Origin of the sequence: Lutimonas vermicola, from assembly GCF_038433205.1 — a bacterium.
In the GTDB taxonomy this organism is placed as follows: Bacteria; Bacteroidota; Bacteroidia; order Flavobacteriales; family Flavobacteriaceae; genus Lutimonas; species Lutimonas vermicola.
This window is the reverse complement of sequence record NZ_JBCDNA010000002.1, coordinates 428,763-448,271: the sequence shown is the minus strand read 5'-3', so window position 1 is coordinate 448,271 and position 19,509 is coordinate 428,763. Positions and strand designations below refer to the sequence as shown.

Here is a 19,509-nt window from a genome sequence, read left to right as displayed (position 1 = left end):
AGGCTCACTTTTTTTTATATCTCACAAAGCTGTAATCATAAGCATGTTGTTCATCAGCGTTGAAATCTTCTCTATTGATCTCAATCCACTGGTTGTAATCTATATCCGGAAAAAATGTATCAGCGTCATCAAAGGAATGATGAACTAAGGTAAGATCAAGAATATCGGCACGTAACAAAGCCTGTTTGTATATTTCTCCTCCTCCTAAAATAAAAGGGTTTTTATCTTCTTTGGCAGCCAGAATAGCTGCTTCCAGCGTATGAACTACAATACATCCTTCTACCTTATAGCTTACATTTCTTGATATGATAATCGTAGTCCGGTTGGGCAAGGGCCTGCCAAGTGATTCAAAAGTTTTTCTGCCCATGATTACATGATGTCCGAGGGTTATTTTCTTAAATCTTTTTAAATCAGCAGGTAATCGCCAGATAAGGTCATTGTTTTTTCCAAGGGCTTTGTTTTTCGCCACGGCAGCAATTATCGTAAGCATAGGATTTTAGTTTTAGGAATTGTCTTCCAAACTTTCTAAAGCACCTGATTTCTCAAGTTTTTTCTCAAGTTTTTCTGTTTTTTCTTTGTGTTTTTGAAGCAATTTTTCTGTTTGAATTCGTTCCCAGTCTTTATCAAAGAACCGATTCATCACAAAAACATTTACAAAATGAAGGATCAAAAGGAACAGCCAGGCAAAAGTGGCCCAGACATACCAATCTAACTCTGGATGGAACTTAATGACTTTGTTCAGTAAGACAAAAAATACCGAACCAATAAGAAACAAAACAAAATGAAAATACAAACGCTTCTTTTGTTTAGTGCGTTTTCTTGCTTTTTCGTAGTATGCGTGATCTAATTCAGGCTTCAAAATAAAGAATTGATTACATGTCTTTTACCCATTCTTTGATATAGTCGGTAAAATCTTCCTTATCGTTAAACTCCTTATTCTTGTTATTTCGCAAAGAAGGAATTTCATTGAGTTTGTCGCTATACAAGCTTCCGGATGTATTTAAAAATGCCTGCATACGTTGCAAAAGACTAACATCTTCAATTTGAGTAATATGTTTGATTAGATTTAATTTTAACTCTGAAGCATTCATGGTTTTTTGATTTTTTGGGGGTTAAACTGATACACTTCCTCTAATATGAGGATGTGGATCGTATTCTACTAAGTTAAAGTCTTTAAATGAAAATTCAAAGATATTTTTGATTTCGGGATTGATGATCATTCGTGGCAGTGGTTTTGGATCGCGACTCAACTGAAGTTCAATTTGTTCCATGTGGTTACTATATATATGAGCGTCTCCAAAAGTATGGACAAAATCGCCATATCCCAATCCGGTTACCTGAGCGAGCATCATCGTGAATAATGCGTAAGAGGCAATATTAAAAGGTACACCCAGAAAAATATCTGCGCTTCTTTGATACAACTGGCATGAGAGTTTACCGTCACTTACATAGAACTGAAAAAAAGCATGACAAGGCGGTAAAGCAGCTTTGTTGTTAGCTACATTTTCTGCAAAACTTGCAGTGGTATCTGGTAAAACGCTTGGATTCCAAGCAGAAACTATCATTCTTCGGCTGTCAGGATTATACTTAATGGTTTCAACCACTTCCTTGATCTGATCAATTCCATCTCCGTTCCAATTTCTCCACTGATATCCATACACGGGCCCTAGGTCACCTTTTTCATCGGCCCAGGCATCCCATATTTTAACACCGTTCTCATTTAAATAGCCGGTATTGGTATCACCTTTTAGGAACCATAATAGTTCATGAATAATTGATTTTAAATGCAATTTTTTAGTGGTTACCATAGGAAAACCTTCATTGAGGTCAAATCTCATCTGGTATCCAAAAACACTTTTAGTTCCGGTACCAGTCCTGTCTTCTTTGGTTATGCCATGATCGATCACATGCTTGATCAAATCCAAATATTGCTTCATGTTGTTACTTAATTTTGAAAAATAATTATAAGATAAGCTGTTTTTAAGAGCTTTTTTGTACAAGCCAAGACTCTTCAAAGATAAAATATTCTGATGTAATTTTGCTTAATCTCTTGTTAATATTCCAAGGAAAAATAAAGAATGATTTTTAAGATCAACCCATGATCATACCAGCTATGGTCGCAGAAAGAAGAGAGGCAAGAGAGCCACCAATCAAAGCCTTCATACCAAATTCCGATAAGGTTTTTCTTTGTCCAGGGGCCAGTGATCCGATTCCTCCTATCTGTATACCAATAGAGGCGAAATTAGCAAATCCACACAGCATATAAGTGGCCATGATCACAGATTTACTGTTATTTAAATGAATTTGATTCGTAACGTCTTTCAATTCAGCTAGTTGTATATAGCCAACAAATTCACTTGCAACAAGTTTGATCCCCAATAACTGGCCCATCATCATCATATCGTTTTTTGCCACCCCGATCAACCACATTAAGGGAGCGAAAACTGTTCCTAGAATTGATTCAAGTGTGAATTTTGGGTATGGTGTATGGAGCGCCATCCAGTCATTGAGTGAAGTGAGGTCGCCAATCCAGCCTAAGATTCCATTGATCATAGCGATGAATGCAACAAACACCAGAAGCATGGCGCCCACATTCACGGCTAGTTTTAAACCTTCTGTGGTACCATTGGATATGGCATCGAGAATATTGTTTCCAATTTTTTGTGACGAAACCGTAACATCCGTACTTATTTCTTCGGTCTGAGGATAAAGTATTTTTGAAATTACGATGGCCCCAGGAGCAGCCATTACAGAAGCAGCAAGCAGGTGTTTCGCAAATTTTAAGCGCATCACCGGGTCATCACCTCCCAGGAACCCTATATAAGCAGCGAGAACAGCTCCTGCCACTGTGGCCATTCCGCCAATCATGACCAAGAGTATTTCAGAGCGATTCATTTTCTCCAGATAAGCCTTGATTAATAAGGGAGCTTCAGTTTGGCCCAGGAAAATATTTCCGGCAACGCTTAAACTTTCGGCCCCGGATATCTTTAAAGTTTTTGAAAGAAGCCATGCCAGGCCTTTCACCACTTTTTGAATGATACCTAAATAATACAACAGAGACGTTAAAGCAGAGAAAAATATAATTGTAGGTAAAACCTGAAAAGCAAAAATATAACCAAAAGTATTCATATCAACGACCAATCCTTCAAACAAAAACTTACTGCCCGCCCTTGTGAAGTCAAGAACGCTGACGAATATTTTTCCGACAGCCTCAAATGCCGCCTGTATGAATTTGATCCTCAAAACCCCTATGGCGATAAGTAATTGGAAAAGAAGGCCTAAGCCTACTGTTTTCCATTGAATTGCTTTTCGTTTTGAACTGAACAGATAGGCGAGAAATATCAAAACAAACATTCCCAGTACCCCGCGCCAAATCGATTCAAATGAAACTCCTGCATTTGGTACAAGCTCATTAACTTGTTGTGCGTTTACTGGAATAGATAAGAAGAATATAAAGAACAAAAATAGTAGTCTCTTTAACATAGGTTTTTATTTTTGTTCTCTTTTGGAGATCTCGTCTCTCAATTTAGCAGCCAACTCATAGTCTTCATTGTTCACCGCCTGGTCCAGCTGTTTATAAAGTTCGTCAAGAGTCTCATCCTTGAATGTTGACGTGTCTTCAACGACATTGGCGACCAAATCTTCCATTTTAAACTTTGATTGAGCCAGTTTTGACTCATCTTTTATTTTGAGAATAATACCAGCCTTATCAAGGATGTTTTCAAATGTGAAAATGGGTGCCTTAAATCTAGTTGCCAGGGCTATAGCATCTGAAGTCCTCGCATCAATAATCTCCTCGATCTTATCACATTCGCAAATCAGACTGGAATAGAAAACCCCATCCACTAATTTATGGATAATCACTTGTTTAACGACGATGTTAAAACGGTCAGCAAAACTTTTAAAAAGGTCGTGCGTTAAAGGTCTTGGTGGTTTTATTTCTTTCTCAAGGGCTATTGCAATTGACTGTGCTTCAAAAGCACCAATAATGATTGGCAGCGTTCTTTCGCCATCTTCCTCACTTAAAACCAAAGCATAAGCACCACTTTGTGTTTGGCTATAGGATATCCCCTTAATATTTAAACGTACTAGACTCACTGGTTTTTAAACAAAAATTAAAAATACAAATTTGTAATAAAATTAGGTATAAGCCATATCAATTTACAAATAAAAATGAAAAAGACCATCAAAATTGATGACTAATGATCTTCATAAATTCTGATAGCCTTTTTGAAGCGGCAATTTACTAAAAAATAATATCGTTTCAGAGGCTGCTTTTAAATTCTTTTAATTTCTCTATAAGTTGCGGGACTACTTCAAAAGCATCCCCAACAATTCCGTAATCAGCGGCTTTAAAAAATGGAGCCTCCGGATCACTGTTGATCACCACTTTCACTTTTGATGAATTAACACCTGCCAAATGCTGAATAGCTCCTGAAATACCAATTGCGATGTACAAATTTGAGGTCACGGGTTTACCGGTTTGTCCAACGTGTTCACTGTGGGGCCTCCAGCCAAGATCAGATACCGGTTTGGAACAGGCAGTAGCCGCACCAAGAACGTCGGCAAGCTCTTCGATCATTCCCCAATTTTCAGGTCCTTTTAACCCTCTGCCTCCGGATACAACAATATCTGCATCAGCAATGGTTACTTTACCCGTAGTCTTGTCGATTGAATCAGAAGTAATTTGAAAATCTTCATCATTCAATGAAGGTGAAAACGCTTCTTCCACACTGTTTACTTTATGCTCGATTATACCTACAGAGTTTTTTGCAAGCCCGATTAATTTATGCTCAGTTGCTATCTCTGTAAGACCAAAGCCTTTTGACGAAAATACTTTACGCTTAACTGTAAACGGGGTAACAGAAGCTGGAAAATCGACCACATTCGATGCATAACCCGCTTCCAGTTTCACTGCCAGAATAGGGGCGAGATAAAGGCCATTATTTGTTGAATCAACCACGATAATGTTTGCATTTTCCTTTAACACAGCTTGTTGTATACAATCGGCATAAGCCCTTGCGTTAAAGGTCTTCAGTCTGTCATCTTGAACTGTCAAAATTTTGTCTGCTCCGAAGTCAGACAAAACGCTTGTGCTTTCTGCATTGATCGTCAATACAACCAAAGAAGTTTCGGCTTGCTTCGCCACATGTTTTCCAAATGAAACGATTTCAAAGGCCGTTTTCTTAAATTTTCCTTCCGAATGATCGGCAAATACTAAAACTGACATATGTTAAATTTTTAATCTTTGGGCATTATACCATAATACCTTCTGTAATTTTTAATTCTTTTTTTAGATGACCTTGGCCTCATTATGAAGTAGCTGGATCAGCTCATCAATATTAGTTGCATCAACTAATTTACAGGCTCCTTTTGCCTCCGGTTTTTCATACCGGACTGTAGTGGTGGTTGCACTAAAATCAACGGGCGCTACTACTTTAAGGGGTTTTTTACGGGCCATCATAATACCCCGCATATTAGGTATCCTAAGGTCCTTTTCTTCAACCATTCCTTTTTGTCCCGCGGCAATCAATGGCAGGCTGCATTTCAGGACTTCTTTTCCTCCATCAATTTCACGAATAGCCGATGCGGAGTTATTGTCTATGTCTAAACCAATACAGGCATTGACAAAATTGAACCCCAATAGTTCGGCTAACATGCCAGGTACCATACCTCCGTTGTAGTCGATTGATTCTTTTCCCATTAAAACCAGATCATATCCTTCTGTTTTGATTACTTCAGAAAGTTGTTTCGCTACGTAATAGCCATCAAATGGTTCTGAATCAACCCTGACGGCATCATCAGCTCCTATGGCAAGCGCTTTTCTCAAGGTGGGTTCGACTAAAGCACTCCCAACGCTGGCAACAGTAACGGTTGCGCCCTGTTTTTCTTTGAACCACATGGCTCTGGTCAACGCAAATTCATCATAAGGATTGATGACAAACTGAACTCCGTTAGCGTCAAATTTTGTACCGTCTTCTGTAAAATTAATTTTGGAAGTTGTATCCGGGACGTGACTTATACAAACTAATATTTTCATTTTTTCTTATTGTTTTGCCTGTTCTATATTCTTAGCAACGAAGTTAAAAAATATTTTTAATATATTATGCATGCATAATAAAATATTCAATTGCTGAGAAGGTATTCATGTTTAGTCAACAAAGATGCATAATTTTTTACGCAAAATTGTGATGAACAGCTTAATGATATTCATCAAAATTAGTTATTTTTGCAATCCTTTATGACTAAAATATGAAAGTATTACAATTTAGAGAAGCCATTGCCGAGGCAATGAGTGAAGAGATGCGCAGAGATGAATCTGTTTACCTGATGGGTGAGGAAGTAGCAGAATATAATGGAGCTTATAAAGCTTCGAAAGGAATGCTTGACGAGTTTGGGGAAAAGCGTGTTATAGACACACCTATCGCTGAACTTGGCTTTTCAGGGATTGCTGTTGGATCTGCCATGGGAGGGGCAAGGCCAATAGTTGAATTCATGACCTTTAACTTTTCCCTTGTAGGCATAGATCAGATTATTAATAATGCTGCTAAAATGAGACAAATGTCTGGTGGGCAGTTCAACATACCAATTGTTTTTAGAGGCCCCACAGGTTCGGCAGGTCAATTGGGAGCTACCCATTCACAATCATTTGAGAATTGGTATGCAAACACCCCGGGTTTAAAGGTTATTGTGCCTTCTAATCCTTATGACGCAAAGGGTCTTTTAAAAGCTGCCATCAGAGATGACGACCCCGTTATATTTATGGAGTCTGAACAGATGTATGGAGATAAAGGCGAAGTACCAGAAGGAGAATATATTCTTCCAATAGGAGTTGCCGATATCAAAAGAGAAGGGACTGACGTGACCGTTGTAAGTTTCGGTAAAATCATCAAGGAAGCATATAAAGCAGCTGAAGACTTGGAGAAAGAAGGTATTTCGATTGAAATCATTGACCTAAGAACTATTCGTCCAATGGATCACGAGGCAATCATCAATTCAGTGAAAAAAACAAACCGTCTTGTGATTTTAGAGGAAGCCTGGCCTTTTGCCAGTGTATCTTCAGAAATCACTTACCAGGTACAGGAACATGCATTTGATTTTCTGGATGCTCCCATCCAAAGAATTACAACAGCAGATACCCCGGCACCTTTTTCACCTGTTTTACTGGAAGAATGGATGCCAAATAAACAAGACGTTATAAATGCAGTGAAAAAAGTTATGTATCGCTAGTATTTCCCCAGATAAAATCCAAGAGCCATTTGAATGATCAGATGGCTTTTTTTTTGAAAATTAATCAAATTATATCGATAAAAGTTAAAAAAAATTGATATAATTTTACGTATATTTGACTTCCTGTTCAGCCTTTAAAATAAAGGATTGATATATTATTTTTACATATAATTTAAAAGAAATGATGGATCAGAGTATCGACAAAAGTATGTTACTAGACAACAAGATAGAAGACGGTTTTTACTTGCTGAAATTTCACAATGAAGAGAAACATTCTGTTGAAGTGAGCCGAAAGGTGGATAAATCATTTTTGCAATTGCATTTTTGCATAAAAAATGTGGCAGGCTTAAAATTCAATGGAGGTAATTATGTACTTGATCTACTTGAAAACAAGTCGTTTTTGTTGTACAACCCCCAGGAAGATCTTCCCATTCAGCTTGAGATGCAACCTGGATCAAAAGTGATCAGTCTTTTGATAAGAATTGAAAAATTCCACACTTTTTTTACCGAAGAGGCTGAACTGATTCATTTCCTCAGCGGTGAAAACAAAAGCAAAAAATGTTACCGAGATAAGGAATTGAATCCGAATGAGATGATGGTACTGAATCAAATTTTTCATTACGGATTACATTCGTCGCTTGAAAAGCTTTATTCCCGAGGAAAGGTTTATGAATTGATAAGTTTGTATTTCCACAAATCCGACAAGGATGGCATTCAGAATTGCCCTTTCCTTGAAGATGAGGCCAATGTTGAAAAGATTCAGAAAGCAAAACAGATTTTAATTGAATCAATGACAGAACCACCAACGCTGACTCAGCTGGCACATCGGATCAATCTTCCGCTTCAGCATCTAAAAGATGGTTTTAAACACATTTATGGTGAAACCGTATTTGCCTATCTTTTAAATTATAAAATGGAGTTTGCCAGAAAATTACTGGCCACAAGGAAGTATAATATCTCAGAAGTGAGTTTTGAAGTGGGATACAGCACACCAAGCCATTTTATAGCTGCCTTTAAAAAGAAATTCGGGGCCACTCCCAAGCGCTATATGAGCAGTTTGCAATGAGTTGACTTTTCTCAAATTTATCTGTAATTAAAAAGTTATTTTAGCCGAAAATAATATTTTTGTAATTCCATTCTCCTTTTCTCTTGGAAAGGATTTTTTTATTTGATAAGAACATGCAAAAAAAACTGCTGTACATATGCTTCTTTTTGTCTTTAGGACTTACGGCACAAATCAAGGTCAGTGGTTTTGTAGTGGATGAATCTGATGAACCGGTTCCCTTTGCAAACATCATCTTTAAAGGATCCACAGAAGGGACCATTTCTGACGAGAATGGAAAATTCTATCTGGAAACATCAAATTTTTATAAGGAACTGGAAGTTTCGTTTGTTGGGTTTGAAACCAAATTGATTCCATTGGAAAAAGTAAACGCCAATCTCCGTATTGTTTTACAAGAGGGAAGGGATGAACTCAGGGAAGTGATGATCTATTCAGGAAGGATCAAGAAAAAGAATAACCCTGCCATCGATATCTTAAAAAAAATATGGGCTCAGAAAAGAAGGAATGGGCTCAACATGTACGATCGTTATGAATTTGATCGCTATGAAAAAATAGAATTCGACCTCAATAATATTGATGAAAAGTTGATGGAGCGAAAGGTCTTTGAAGGAATGGAAATGGTTTTCGACCAGATTGACACCTCGAAGATAACCGGGAAAGTGTTTTTACCCATATTTATCAATGAATCGGTATATAAAACCTATGGCAAAAATATTTATCCAAGAAAGAAAAACAGTATCATGAAAGCCAATAAGAATTCGGGTTACTCTGATAATCAGGCACTGATATCCTTTTTGAAACAGTTATATGTTGATTTTGATATTTATGATAACTACCTGTTGTTTTTTGACAAGAAATTTTCGAGCCCTTTATCAAAACTGGGCCCTGAGGTCTATAATTATGTTTTGACAGACAGCAGCTTTATAGACAATAAATGGTGCTACAATATCCTCTTTTATCCCAGAAGAAAAAATGAGTTGACCTTTAAGGGTGATTTCTGGGTAAGTGATACCACTTATGCGATCAAGGAAATACAAATGTACGCTACAAAGAATGCCAATGTGAACTGGGTAAAGGATATCTATATTGAGCAGGAATACGAGGTGCTCAATGATTCAGTATTCTTGCTGACACGGGATTATATCATGACTGATTTTGCCTTAAATCAAAATGATAAGTCAAAAGGTGTATACGGAAAGCGCACAACTTTATATGATAACCATATTTTTAACGTGAACAGGCCTGATGAGTACTATAAGGAACAGATTCAGGACAATGAGGCGATGTACAATCAATCTGATGAATTCTGGGAGGAGAACAGACAGGAGGAATTGAGCAAAAATGAAATTGGGATTTATCAGATGCTGGATACCCTGCAAAATGTAAAGCGGTTTCAACAAATTAACACCATTGGTGAAATTCTGGCTTCGGGATATTGGAATTTTGCGCAAGGTTGGGATTTTGGACCCGTATTTTCAACTGTTGGTTATAATGACATTGAGGGACTCAGGTTAAAGGCCGGTGGAAGGACCTATTTCAGCCAAAATGACAAATCGCGTGTTAAAGGTTATTTAGCTTATGGTTTTATGGATGCCAAGCTAAAGTACGGGGTGGAGGCCAAGCATTTGTTCAAAGGCCGGGACAGGTGGATCTTATCTGTGGGTACCCGTAAAGACATTGAGCAATTGGGTGTAAGTTTAACAACTTCCAATGAGGTTCTGGAGAGAAGTTTTGCAACTACATCGATCTTCACAAGAGGAGATAATTCCAAGCTGTCAAATATTAATCTTTCAAACGTAAAAGTGTCGGTTGAACCCGTAAAGAACCTTGACCTTAGAATCGGGACAACCTATAAAACTCTGGAGTCTTCAAACCCGGATCTTTTCAATGTAGATTATTATGATGAGAATGGCGAAATACAGTCGAGAATAGAACAGGTTGACCTTAGTTTTGCTGTACAGTATACTCCTAATCGAAAGGCCTATGGTTTTGGCGCGGAAAGATCAGTGAGTAATCAAGGCCGTTATCCGACATTCTTTTTTAGTTATACCAGGGGTTTAAAGGGTGTATTCAATAGCAATTTTGATTACCATAAACTGCAGTTTTATTATGAACAGCCGTATCAACTCGGTTTATTTGGAAAATTGAGATCAACCTTTGAAATAGGAAAAACATTTAACCCGGTTCCATTGCAACTTTTAAATATAGTACCGGGTAACCAGACTTTTTTCACTTCAAGGACTTTATTTGATCTTCTTGATTATTATGAATTTGTCACCGATGAGTATGTTTCATTGCATGTGGAACATAATTTTAACGGAAAGATCTTTGCAAAAATTCCCTGGATCAGGGATCTTCAATGGAGAGAGATCATTGGAATCAGGGGAGTAGTTGGTGGTATATCACAAGAAAACCGCGATATCAATGCCTCTGACATTATTTATAGGGCTCCAGAAAACATCTACTGGGAATACCATTTTGGTATTGGGAATATCTTTAAACTACTCCGTGTTGATTTTGAATACAGGGGAAGTTACCGGGACCTTCCGGATGCTACAAAATTTGCCGTGAAAGTTGGTTTTGGCTTTTATTTCTAGAAATCAGTATACCAGTTGAACAGGCTTGATTTTAATCCAATGGAAAACCAGCTTGTATTATTCTCTGAAATCACGTTGCCAGACCGGTCGGGCGAAAAATTCCGAAAAGTCACCCCACCAAATAGTTGCAGATTTGTTACAGGATTCACTACGTAGCCTGCCTGAAAGTCAGCGATAAAAATATTGGTAGAATTTCCCTGGCCGACTTCATTACCCGTATTGGATAATCGCTCATTATATGACCGCCAGATATCCCCTCCGTAACTTATTTCAGATCCTTCACCTTCAAAATCAAATCCCTTTTTACCCGCGATCAATTTGGCATTCCCAAACCAACGATTCTTGGAATACCTCGCGATACCGATAACTTCATAAAAATTCCCTCCCCATAAATGTGCAATGGGCTGGTTGTTGTGACCCGCATTAAGTTCAACATCGTCACTGGAAAACGTATATGGCCTTACCCAGTTAAATTCTCCTTGAAGCATTAAACCGTCGACCTTAAAAGCCCGGTAGTATTTGGCACCGAGTTGAAAGGCAAATTTATTACCATGGTAGCCGCTGCCGTCAAATACACGGCTTGTTGTCATTTCATCGATCAAAAATTGATTGTAAACACTCAGGTTATCTTTGATGCGATATTTCATATTTAAACCAATAGTTGCATTTCCTGATCTGGATCCTCTTGAAAATTCAACTGACCTGTAAAAAATGATTGGATTGTAAAAGGATACATCGAAGCCATTGGGGCTGCTGTTTTCGCTCGTTATAACGGATTCAAACAGGCCAATATTAAACCTTTTGGTCACATTCCAGCTTAGATGATGCATGGCAACATATTTTCGCAAATTAGAATCATTGGCTACGGCTTCGGGTCTTACATCTTCCATCCACATCCATAGATTGGTGTACTTTATTTTCCAAAAAGTGGTGCTGATCTTTAAAAAAGGGTAGGGGGAAGCCACATCTGACAAAAAGAAGGAGCGGTAGCCATCCCCGATAAAATTTTTGCCATTTCCAAATTGAAAATTAAAGAATTTGTTCGGGGTATAACTCAAATAGGCCTCTGCCACAGGGTAATCAAATGAATCTTCCTTGAATTGTTTTGCCCTTCCTCTTCCGGGAACCACGCCGTAACTTTCAGGAGGAGTCCTGAGTTTTGCATAGTCATTCACATATTCGGCAAACCTCCCCTGACTCTCGTAAAAAGAGGTGGAAAAACTAAATTTTTTCCCTAAAGAGCCTTGTATTTGCAATCCTCGGGTATTGTTGTAGGTATAGTCGACATCTGAGTTGTCTTTACCAATTTGCAGGTCAAAAACAGGGTTGAGGGTGAACCAGAAATTTTTTCCTTTGACCAAAGCCAGATGCTCATTGTGCAATTTCCTGCCTCCCCATGATTCCTTGTCTTTTAAAATTTTTGTTCTTTTGGCTTCTAAATTGATATAGGGCTTTACTTCATTGAAAAGATAGGGTTTCGAAGCTGTATGTGTATTCTCATCCATATTCAAATGATAGATGATGTCATCGTATTCCTGATGTACGAAGGGTATATTTAGTTCACTTTGAAATTCAGGAAACAAAGTGGTCTGAATATCCAGGATCTCTTCTTCAATATTTTTCTTTTCTTCCACGACTGCGATTTCCTTATTATTATCGCTCAATGGAATCGAAAGCGGGAGCTGGTAGCGTTCATCTATGGAACGTCCGTTATATGTTGGCCCCTGAACATCGGGTAAGGTTTGAAATACCCTATTCACTTCTGCTTCAAGTTCGGGATACATAGCGTTGACATAGAGTACCTCAAATTTCCCTTCCTTGGTAACGACAAATACAATTTTGATTCTTCCTTTATATCCGGCTTCCTGCACAATGGAAGGAACCTTGAACTCCTCTAGGATATCAGCTTTTAATTTATCATTAAAACAAGCTTCAAGATCATTGAGAGACGTCTCTTCGCAACCTCTGTAAACCGGGGGCTTTGATACCTGGGCGCTTAGTGAAAATGAGACACATAATAGAAGAGAAATGGATAAAAGTATTTTTTTCATATGAATAGGATACAGTTGGGAAAAATACGGTTCAATGCAACTAAGTAAACGCTGCAAATCTAATTTATTTTGTGAACAAGGTTATTTTTTAATTCATATTTTTCATGGCTTTCAGAGCAAATGGCTATTCCCTCTTCATCAAAATACAGCCTTTGCCCGTATTCACTGATCCATCCGATCTGTTTTGAGGGGTTGCCGACTACGAGCGCATAAGGCTTTACTTCTTTGACTACCACGGCTCCTGCCCCAACAAAGGCAAATTCTCCGATGTCATTACCACAAACTATTGTAGCATTGGCACCAATACTGGCTCCTTTCCTGACAGTAGTTTTCATATACTCGTTTTTTCTGTTTACAGCACTTCTGGGGTTTATCACATTGGTAAAAACCATAGAGGGACCAAGAAATACATCATCCTCACAAATAACCCCCGTGTAGATCGATACATTGTTTTGAACCTTTACATTATTTCCTAAATGGACATCAGGTGAAATAACAACATTTTGCCCGATATTACAATTTTTCCCGAGGCTACAGTTGGCCATGATATGACTAAAATGCCATATTTTAGTGCCTTCACCTATGATACATGGTTGGTCGATAACTGCTGTTTCATGTGCAAAATATGCTTGCTTATTCATAGAAATAGAATTTTTGCTGATAGATTAAAGAACTGCCCTTAAACTTTTGTTGGATGCCAGGTTGTTTTTATTTCAAGCGTTTTTTCGATAAAATAGGGAGATTGATTCATATCCTTGAGCCAGTCATTTTTTTTGTAAATAATAGTGCGTTTGACATTGCTGCTTGCCAATTCGGAGATAAGCTTTATCTCTTCCTCGTCATTCCCGCAATAAATGATGCCATCCACATCCATATGGGACGCCATATGAGGGATTAATTCATTCTTATCACCGGTAAGTATATTGACGACCCCTGCAGGGACATCAGAAGAATGAAGTACCTCAGCCAAGGAGATGGCGCTAAGAGGTAATGTATTGCTACCCAATACAACAATAGAATTTCCACCAACCAGGGCAGGAGCAATTACCGAAACCAGGCCTAACAGGCCCTGATATTCGGGAGCAATTACTGACAGTAGACCCATCGGTTCAGGTGCCGAAAAATTAAAATGTGCACTTGACACCGGATTTACGGAACTGAAAATTTGCTGATATTTATCACTCCAACCCGCATAATAAACCAATCTGTCAATTGATGCCTCTACTTCGTCGGTAGCCTTTTTCTTGCCGATTCCCTGAAGTTGAAGCTCCTTGATAAATTGCTCCTTTCTTCCTTCCAGCATTTCAGCAATCCTGTAAAGTATTTGTCCTTTGTTGAGCGCAGTGACCCCGGCCCATGAACTTTGGGCTTTTCTGGCTATAACAACGGCATTTCGGAAATCTTTTCGCGAAGCCAAACACATATTGGCAATGAGTTTGCCTTTTTTGTCTTTTAAGGCAAAATACCTCCCGGATTCGGTTCTGGGGAATTTACCGCCAATATATAATTTATAGGTTTTAAGTATGTCTAACCGGCTCATATTTATTCAAATTTTAGGTATGGTTTAAGGCCGTGAAGACCTCCTTCTCTTCCAAATCCACTTTCTTTATAACCTCCGAAAGGCGATGTAGCATCAAACTTGTTAAAAGTGTTGGCCCAAACCACTCCGGCTCTTAATTTTTGTGTCATATAAAAAATCTTTGATCCTTTCTCGGTCCAAACCCCTGCAGATAATCCAAAGGGAGTATTATTTGCTTTCTCAATAACCTCATCAACAGTTCTGAAGGTTTGAATTGCCAAAACGGGCCCAAAAATTTCTTCCTGAACAATTCTGTGCGACTGAGAGACATTAAGGAACAAGGTAGGCGGGCACCAGTTTCCAATTTCAGGAATGATGCAGGCTGGTTGATAAATTTCCCCGCCTTCGTCAAGGCCAATCTTAATATAGCCTTCTATGGTTTCAAGTTGCTTCTTTGAATTGATGGCACCTATATCGGTGTTTTTATCAAGGGGATCTCCCAGAATCAAAGAATTCATCCTGTCTTTTAACTTGTCAATTACCAATTTGGCCACTGATTCCTGAACAAACAATCTGGAGCCTGCACAACATACGTGTCCCTGGTTAAAAAAGATTGCATTGATAATACCTTCTACGGCCTGGTCAATTGCAGCATCCTCGAATATAATATTTGCCCCTTTTCCTCCCAGCTCAAGGGTTAGTTTTTTATCGGTTCCTGCTATTGCTTTTTGAATGTATTTCCCAACAGCGGTTGATCCGGTAAATGCTATTTTTTGGATACGGGGATGTTCAACAATGGCCGCCCCGGTGATTCCCGCCCCGGTTACAATATTGACCACGCCTTTTGGCAATCCGCTTTCCTGTATTATTTCGGCCAGTTTCAGGGCCGTTAAAGGAGTGGTTTCAGCGGGTTTAAGAACAACTGTGTTTCCTGTGGCCAAAGCCGGAGCAATCTTCCAGGCTGCCATCAGCAGAGGGAAGTTCCATGGAATGATCTGACCCGCTACTCCTAAAGGTTTTACTTTTCGGTTTGGAAAGGCGTAAGACAGTTTATCCGCCCAGCCGGCATAATAAAAAAAGTGATTGGCAGCCAGGGGTATATCTATATCTCTGGATTCCCGAATGGGTTTACCACCATCAAGGCTTTCTATAACCGAAAATTCCCTGGCTCTTTCCTGAATCAACCTGGCAATCCTGAAAATATACTTTCCCCGTTCCTTGCCGGGCATTTCTGACCATTTTTTAAATGCTTTTTCTGCAGCAACCACAGCTTTGTCAACATCTTCGTCAGATGCCTCCGCAATTTTCGAAATTACCTGATTGTCTGCCGGATTAATTGTCTCAAAATAGTTCCCATCCACAGGAGGTATGAATTCTCCATTGATAAAAAGTTCATATTGTTCTTTTAATTGAATGTGATCTTTACTCTCGGTTGCTGCTTCATAACTCCATGAAGCATTAAATACTTGTGTATCTGAATCTTTTTTCATGCTTAATCCTTTGAAAAATAATTAGCTGATTGGTAATATCCTGTTTCTGATTTTACCAATTGCATCAGAATGTCATTGGCCAGGCTGCTTGCCCCAAATCTAAAATAGGTTTTATTCATCCATTTTTCTCCCAACACTTCATTGAGCATCACCAAATATTGCAAAGCAATTTTAGATGTCGAAATTCCTCCAGCCGGTTTCATTCCAATAATCTTACCTGTTTTTATGTAATAATCTTTTATGGCATCAAGCATGACATAGGTTACAGGCATTGTCGCTGCAGGCTGAATTTTACCTGTTGAGGTTTTGATAAAATCCGCTCCCGCATGCATGGCAATTTCACTTGCCTTTCGTACCTGGTCCAAAGTCTCTAATTCTCCTGTTTCAAGAATAACCTTCAGGTGGGCTTCACCGCAGGCTTCCTTAATGGTGGCAATCTCGTCATAGACGAAATTATATTCGCCCGCCAAAAATTCACCCCTTGAGATGACCATATCAATTTCATCCGCACCTTGGTCAACTGCAAATTTTGTATCCATGACTTTCGTACTTCTGCTTGATTGTCCGCTAGGAAAGGCTGTGGCTACCGACGCTACCTGTATATTGGAATTCAGTAAGGCCTTTTTTGCAATTTTTACATATGTAGGATAGACACAGACAGCTGCAACAGTGGGAATATTCTCGAGCCCTTCATGTAAATGCATGGCTTTATAGCATAATTGCCTCACTTTTCCAGGGGTATCTTTACCTTCCAAGGTTGTCAGGTCTATCATGCTTAGTGCCAACTTCAGCCCTTCCACCTTAGAAGATTTTTTAATGCTTCTTTTGCAGAATCTGTCAACGCGTTCCATGACGCCTACAGTGTCATAGGAAGGAAGATTATTTAAATTTGTAATCATTTATATGAATTAGGGATTCAAATTTACAAATTAAAAATGATACGCAAGTTGCTATAAGGAAACATTTAAACTTCCCAAAGTCGTTGATTTTATTGAGTTTATCCGACTAGTTGAAAATGTATTACATGAGGAATACTGATGACAGCAGGTCGCGTGACAAGTAAGTTTTTAGAAATTAAAATCGGAATTACAGCTAATATAATATCATTTATTTGAGAACTTCCAGTGTGATAGGAAGCGTATACGAAACCCTTACCGGTTTCGTCCTTTGTTTACCAGGAGTCATTCTGGGCAGAAGCTGAACAACCCTTATCGCTTCTTTTTCCAGACGTACATGTGGTCCCCGGGCTCTTATGTCGACTATTTCTCCGGTTTTATCAATTTTAAATTGAACATAAACTTTTTTCTTACCCTCTTCAAGTCCCAATTCCTGGGCGAGATCGACCCTAAAATGCTTTGTGACGTGTTTATTGATTTTATCCTGCAAGCATTGTCTTAAAGCATTTTTGTCTCCTTTACATCCGGGGTATACAGGCGATTCTTCTATAATGGCAAAAGGAACATCTTTTTCGATTTCCTCTTCTTCAATGATTTCTTCTATTTTTTCGTATTCAGTTACTTCGACGAATTCAGTTTCGTCTGTTTCAGTTGATTCTAAAACTGTTTCAATGATATCTTCTTCATTGGTGACAATTTCTATTTTTTCGGGTGCAGGTGGAGGAGGGGGCGGTGGTTTTATCTCTAAAATCCTTTGAGTAATAGGTATTTCAATAAATTCTTCATTTTCGATGGTAATCTGCTCCAAATCACTAATATACCTGTCAACAGTTTTCCATTCCAAAGCAATGTATATAAGCAGTAAAGTTAAAACCAAACCCAATTGGAAGAAAAGCTTTCTATATGGGGATAACCTTGCCTTGCTGCTTTTTTTGACTAACATACCGTGGCGAAATTGACAATGCTCTCTAAGTTAGTAATTTGTCCAAAGAAATTTCATGACATTTGTCATGTAATATAAGCAGGTAGCTGCAAGGATAGTCCCTGATTAATGAAGATATAAAAATGTTGAGTTCATTGAATAAAAAAAACCACCTGCCGGATGACAGGTGGTTTTTATGCTTCATTTATGAATTTTTACTCAACTACAAGCGTAATTGGCAAAGTGTACTTTACACCAACAGGTCTTCCTCGTTGTTTTCCTGGCGTCATATCAGGTAATAATTCAACCACTCTTATCGCTTCCTTTTCAAGTCTGGCATGTGGCCCTCTAGCTCTAACATCAGTTATTTTACCTGTTTTGTCAATTTTAAACTGAACATAAACCCTTTTCTTACCCGGGCTCAATCCAAGGTCTCCGGCAAGGCCGGTATTGTATTTTCTGTTTACATGTTTGGTTATTTGCTCAACCATGCATTTTTTCTTTTCGTCATTTGATCCTTTGCATCCCGGATATACTGGCACATTTTCAATGATGGCAAAAGGCACGTCATCCAAAACTTCTTCCTCTTCAACAATTTCTTCAATTTCTAGAACTTCAACTGCTTCCGATTCATCGGTCTCTGTTGATTCAAGAACTGTTTCTTCAATTTCAGATTCATCCTCGACGATTTCAATTTTTTCGGGAGCCGGTGGTGGTGGTGGCGGTGGTTTTATCTCCTGAATTCTTTCAGTGATCGGTATATCAATTTCCTCTTCAGCCGCAATGTCAGCCATACCCAGATCAGCGATGCTTCTTTCAAAAGTTTTCCATTCTATCCCTATATAAATGACAATTAAAGCAAGGGCTAAACCTAACAGCATAAACTGCTTGTTGTGTTTTTCTAGGTTTGCTTTAGGGTTCTTTTTTACTTCCATGTTCTGTTAAAATTTTTTATACTGCGCTAATTTAATGAAATAATTGGAACAAAAACAAGTAATTTTTAAATTGTCCCACACCATTTGATAAATCTGTTGAATATTATCAAAGCTACTATAACACCTGCTGTGTTGGCCATCGCATCATATATGTCTCCTGTTCTGTATGTGGTTAAGCCACTTTGTAATCCTTCAAGAATGATGCCATAAACGATCAAGGCTAAAGGTACAAAAAAATTGAACACCTTCTTGTTGATTCTCTTTTTTAAGGCAAAATACCATAAAAGTGAAAGGCCGAAGTAGGCCGTAAAATGTAAATATTTGTCACCCGATTTAATACCGAGTCCAAGATTTATTTTGGGTATGGCACTCAGGCTAAGAAAAGCTAAAACCAATGTAGCCAGAATAGCCAGGAACAGAGCATTACGCTCCAATAATTTCTTTATATCCTGAAGCATCTAACAGGTTTTCGATTTCTGAGGGTTCTGAAATTTTTATTTTGATCATCCATCCGTCACCGTAAGCATCAGTATTCACTTTTTCAGGTGCTTCTTCAAGAAGTTCATTGAATTCAATAATCTCGCCGCTTATCGGCATAAAAAGGTCAGAGACTGTTTTAACTGCCTCTACACTTCCAAAAACTTCATTTTGTGCAATGGTCTCATCGACAGTTTCAATGTCAACATAAACAATGTCTCCCAATTCTCCCTGAGCAAAATCAGTAATACCAACTGTTGCTGTGTCTCCTTCAATTTTTACCCATTCGTGGTCTTTGGTGTATTTTAATTCTTCCGGTATGTTCATTT

At 38.4% G+C, this 19,509-nt stretch carries 20 protein-coding genes; 3 read left to right on the top strand and 17 right to left on the bottom strand.

Annotated features, from left to right (window positions below; translation table 11 throughout):
- Positions 1-4: 4 nt before the first annotated feature.
- The 8 genes from AABB81_RS09380 to AABB81_RS09345 all read right to left on the bottom strand — a co-directional run bounded on the left by AABB81_RS09380 (position 5) and on the right by AABB81_RS09345 (position 6,040).
- Complete coding sequence (locus AABB81_RS09380) at positions 5-490, bottom strand: dihydrofolate reductase (RefSeq protein WP_342160143.1); 486 nt, start codon at positions 488-490, stop codon at positions 5-7.
- A gap of 12 nt (positions 491-502) precedes the next feature.
- The gene (locus AABB81_RS09375) at positions 503-859 is read right to left on the bottom strand and encodes a 2TM domain-containing protein (RefSeq protein WP_342160141.1); all 357 of its coding nucleotides are present in this window, start codon (positions 857-859) and stop codon (positions 503-505) included.
- A gap of 13 nt (positions 860-872) precedes the next feature.
- On the bottom strand, positions 873-1,091 hold the full coding sequence (locus AABB81_RS09370; RefSeq protein WP_342160139.1) for a hypothetical protein: 219 nt from the start codon (positions 1,089-1,091) through the stop codon (positions 873-875).
- Positions 1,092-1,112: 21 nt separating this feature from the next.
- Positions 1,113-1,937 carry a thymidylate synthase gene (locus tag AABB81_RS09365; RefSeq protein ID WP_342160137.1) on the bottom strand — a complete coding sequence of 275 codons (825 nt, stop codon included), beginning with the start codon at positions 1,935-1,937 and terminating at the stop codon, positions 1,113-1,115.
- 154 nt (positions 1,938-2,091) lie between these two features.
- The gene (locus AABB81_RS09360) at positions 2,092-3,483 is read right to left on the bottom strand and encodes a NupC/NupG family nucleoside CNT transporter (RefSeq protein WP_342160135.1); all 1,392 of its coding nucleotides are present in this window, start codon (positions 3,481-3,483) and stop codon (positions 2,092-2,094) included.
- A gap of 6 nt (positions 3,484-3,489) precedes the next feature.
- Positions 3,490-4,098: a bifunctional nuclease family protein gene (locus AABB81_RS09355; RefSeq protein WP_342160134.1), complete on the bottom strand. Its 609-nt coding sequence runs from the start codon at positions 4,096-4,098 to the stop codon at positions 3,490-3,492.
- A 166-nt stretch (positions 4,099-4,264) separates the two neighbouring features.
- Positions 4,265-5,230, bottom strand: a complete 966-nt coding sequence (locus tag AABB81_RS09350; RefSeq protein WP_342160133.1) for an electron transfer flavoprotein subunit alpha/FixB family protein — start codon at positions 5,228-5,230, stop codon at positions 4,265-4,267.
- A 63-nt stretch (positions 5,231-5,293) separates the two neighbouring features.
- A complete protein-coding gene (locus tag AABB81_RS09345; protein WP_342160132.1) occupies positions 5,294-6,040 on the bottom strand; it encodes an electron transfer flavoprotein subunit beta/FixA family protein in 747 nt (248 codons plus the stop codon).
- 212 nt (positions 6,041-6,252) lie between these two features.
- Here AABB81_RS09345 and AABB81_RS09340 point away from each other — a divergent pair, with 212 nt between their 5' ends.
- The 3 genes from AABB81_RS09340 (at position 6,253) to AABB81_RS09330 (ending at position 10,890) form a co-directional block, all read left to right on the top strand.
- The gene (locus tag AABB81_RS09340; protein WP_342160131.1) at positions 6,253-7,230 is read left to right on the top strand and encodes a pyruvate dehydrogenase complex E1 component subunit beta; all 978 of its coding nucleotides are present in this window, start codon (positions 6,253-6,255) and stop codon (positions 7,228-7,230) included.
- A gap of 181 nt (positions 7,231-7,411) precedes the next feature.
- Complete coding sequence (locus AABB81_RS09335) at positions 7,412-8,296, top strand: helix-turn-helix transcriptional regulator (protein ID WP_342160129.1); 885 nt, start codon at positions 7,412-7,414, stop codon at positions 8,294-8,296.
- Between the two features lie 113 nt (positions 8,297-8,409).
- Positions 8,410-10,890 (top strand): DUF5686 family protein, encoded by a 2,481-nt coding sequence (locus tag AABB81_RS09330; protein ID WP_342160128.1) that lies wholly within the window; start codon positions 8,410-8,412, stop codon positions 10,888-10,890.
- Here AABB81_RS09330 and AABB81_RS09325 read toward each other — a convergent pair.
- From AABB81_RS09325 to gcvH, 9 genes are all read right to left on the bottom strand, one after another.
- Entirely contained in the window at positions 10,887-12,941 is a 2,055-nt protein-coding gene (locus AABB81_RS09325) for a gliding motility protein RemB (protein WP_342160126.1), read from the bottom strand. The two genes, AABB81_RS09330 and AABB81_RS09325, sit on opposite strands and share 4 nt — an antisense overlap.
- 59 nt (positions 12,942-13,000) lie before the next feature.
- A complete protein-coding gene (locus AABB81_RS09320; RefSeq protein ID WP_342160125.1) occupies positions 13,001-13,582 on the bottom strand; it encodes an acyltransferase in 582 nt (193 codons plus the stop codon).
- 38 nt (positions 13,583-13,620) lie between these two features.
- Positions 13,621-14,481 carry an aldehyde dehydrogenase family protein gene (locus AABB81_RS09315; protein ID WP_342160123.1) on the bottom strand — a complete coding sequence of 287 codons (861 nt, stop codon included), beginning with the start codon at positions 14,479-14,481 and terminating at the stop codon, positions 13,621-13,623.
- 2 nt (positions 14,482-14,483) lie between these two features.
- Complete coding sequence (locus AABB81_RS09310) at positions 14,484-15,950, bottom strand: aldehyde dehydrogenase family protein (protein ID WP_342160122.1); 1,467 nt, start codon at positions 15,948-15,950, stop codon at positions 14,484-14,486.
- 2 nt (positions 15,951-15,952) lie between these two features.
- Positions 15,953-16,849: a deoxyribose-phosphate aldolase gene (gene deoC / locus AABB81_RS09305; protein WP_342160121.1), complete on the bottom strand. Its 897-nt coding sequence runs from the start codon at positions 16,847-16,849 to the stop codon at positions 15,953-15,955.
- Between the two features lie 208 nt (positions 16,850-17,057).
- Positions 17,058-17,789, bottom strand: a complete 732-nt coding sequence (locus AABB81_RS09300) for an energy transducer TonB (protein WP_342160120.1) — start codon at positions 17,787-17,789, stop codon at positions 17,058-17,060.
- A 194-nt stretch (positions 17,790-17,983) separates the two neighbouring features.
- Positions 17,984-18,703, bottom strand: a complete 720-nt coding sequence (locus tag AABB81_RS09295) for an energy transducer TonB (protein WP_342160119.1) — start codon at positions 18,701-18,703, stop codon at positions 17,984-17,986.
- A 65-nt stretch (positions 18,704-18,768) separates the two neighbouring features.
- The gene (locus AABB81_RS09290; RefSeq protein WP_342160117.1) at positions 18,769-19,161 is read right to left on the bottom strand and encodes a VanZ family protein; all 393 of its coding nucleotides are present in this window, start codon (positions 19,159-19,161) and stop codon (positions 18,769-18,771) included.
- Positions 19,127-19,507 (bottom strand): glycine cleavage system protein GcvH, encoded by a 381-nt coding sequence (gene gcvH / locus AABB81_RS09285; RefSeq protein WP_342160116.1) that lies wholly within the window; start codon positions 19,505-19,507, stop codon positions 19,127-19,129. Before gcvH ends, AABB81_RS09290 begins: the two co-directional genes overlap by 35 nt.
- Positions 19,508-19,509: the final 2 nt, after the last annotated feature.

Coding starts and splice junctions, on each gene's coding strand:
- AABB81_RS09310 (WP_342160122.1), bottom strand. CDS start 15,950: ATGAAAAAAGATTCAGATACACAAGTATTTAATGCTTCATGGAGTTAT.
- AABB81_RS09295 (WP_342160119.1), bottom strand. CDS start 18,703: ATGGAAGTAAAAAAGAACCCTAAAGCAAACCTAGAAAAACACAACAAG.
- AABB81_RS09380 (WP_342160143.1), bottom strand. CDS start 490: ATGCTTACGATAATTGCTGCCGTGGCGAAAAACAAAGCCCTTGGAAAA.
- gcvH (WP_342160116.1), bottom strand. CDS start 19,507: ATGAACATACCGGAAGAATTAAAATACACCAAAGACCACGAATGGGTA.
- AABB81_RS09345 (WP_342160132.1), bottom strand. CDS start 6,040: ATGAAAATATTAGTTTGTATAAGTCACGTCCCGGATACAACTTCCAAA.
- AABB81_RS09300 (WP_342160120.1), bottom strand. CDS start 17,789: ATGTTAGTCAAAAAAAGCAGCAAGGCAAGGTTATCCCCATATAGAAAG.
- AABB81_RS09340 (WP_342160131.1), top strand. CDS start 6,253: ATGAAAGTATTACAATTTAGAGAAGCCATTGCCGAGGCAATGAGTGAA.
- AABB81_RS09325 (WP_342160126.1), bottom strand. CDS start 12,941: ATGAAAAAAATACTTTTATCCATTTCTCTTCTATTATGTGTCTCATTT.
- AABB81_RS09330 (WP_342160128.1), top strand. CDS start 8,410: ATGCAAAAAAAACTGCTGTACATATGCTTCTTTTTGTCTTTAGGACTT.
- AABB81_RS09350 (WP_342160133.1), bottom strand. CDS start 5,230: ATGTCAGTTTTAGTATTTGCCGATCATTCGGAAGGAAAATTTAAGAAA.
- AABB81_RS09370 (WP_342160139.1), bottom strand. CDS start 1,091: ATGAATGCTTCAGAGTTAAAATTAAATCTAATCAAACATATTACTCAA.
- AABB81_RS09315 (WP_342160123.1), bottom strand. CDS start 14,481: ATGAGCCGGTTAGACATACTTAAAACCTATAAATTATATATTGGCGGT.
- AABB81_RS09360 (WP_342160135.1), bottom strand. CDS start 3,483: ATGTTAAAGAGACTACTATTTTTGTTCTTTATATTCTTCTTATCTATT.
- deoC (WP_342160121.1), bottom strand. CDS start 16,849: ATGATTACAAATTTAAATAATCTTCCTTCCTATGACACTGTAGGCGTC.
- AABB81_RS09365 (WP_342160137.1), bottom strand. CDS start 1,937: ATGAAGCAATATTTGGATTTGATCAAGCATGTGATCGATCATGGCATA.
- AABB81_RS09290 (WP_342160117.1), bottom strand. CDS start 19,161: ATGCTTCAGGATATAAAGAAATTATTGGAGCGTAATGCTCTGTTCCTG.
- AABB81_RS09320 (WP_342160125.1), bottom strand. CDS start 13,582: ATGAATAAGCAAGCATATTTTGCACATGAAACAGCAGTTATCGACCAA.
- AABB81_RS09335 (WP_342160129.1), top strand. CDS start 7,412: ATGATGGATCAGAGTATCGACAAAAGTATGTTACTAGACAACAAGATA.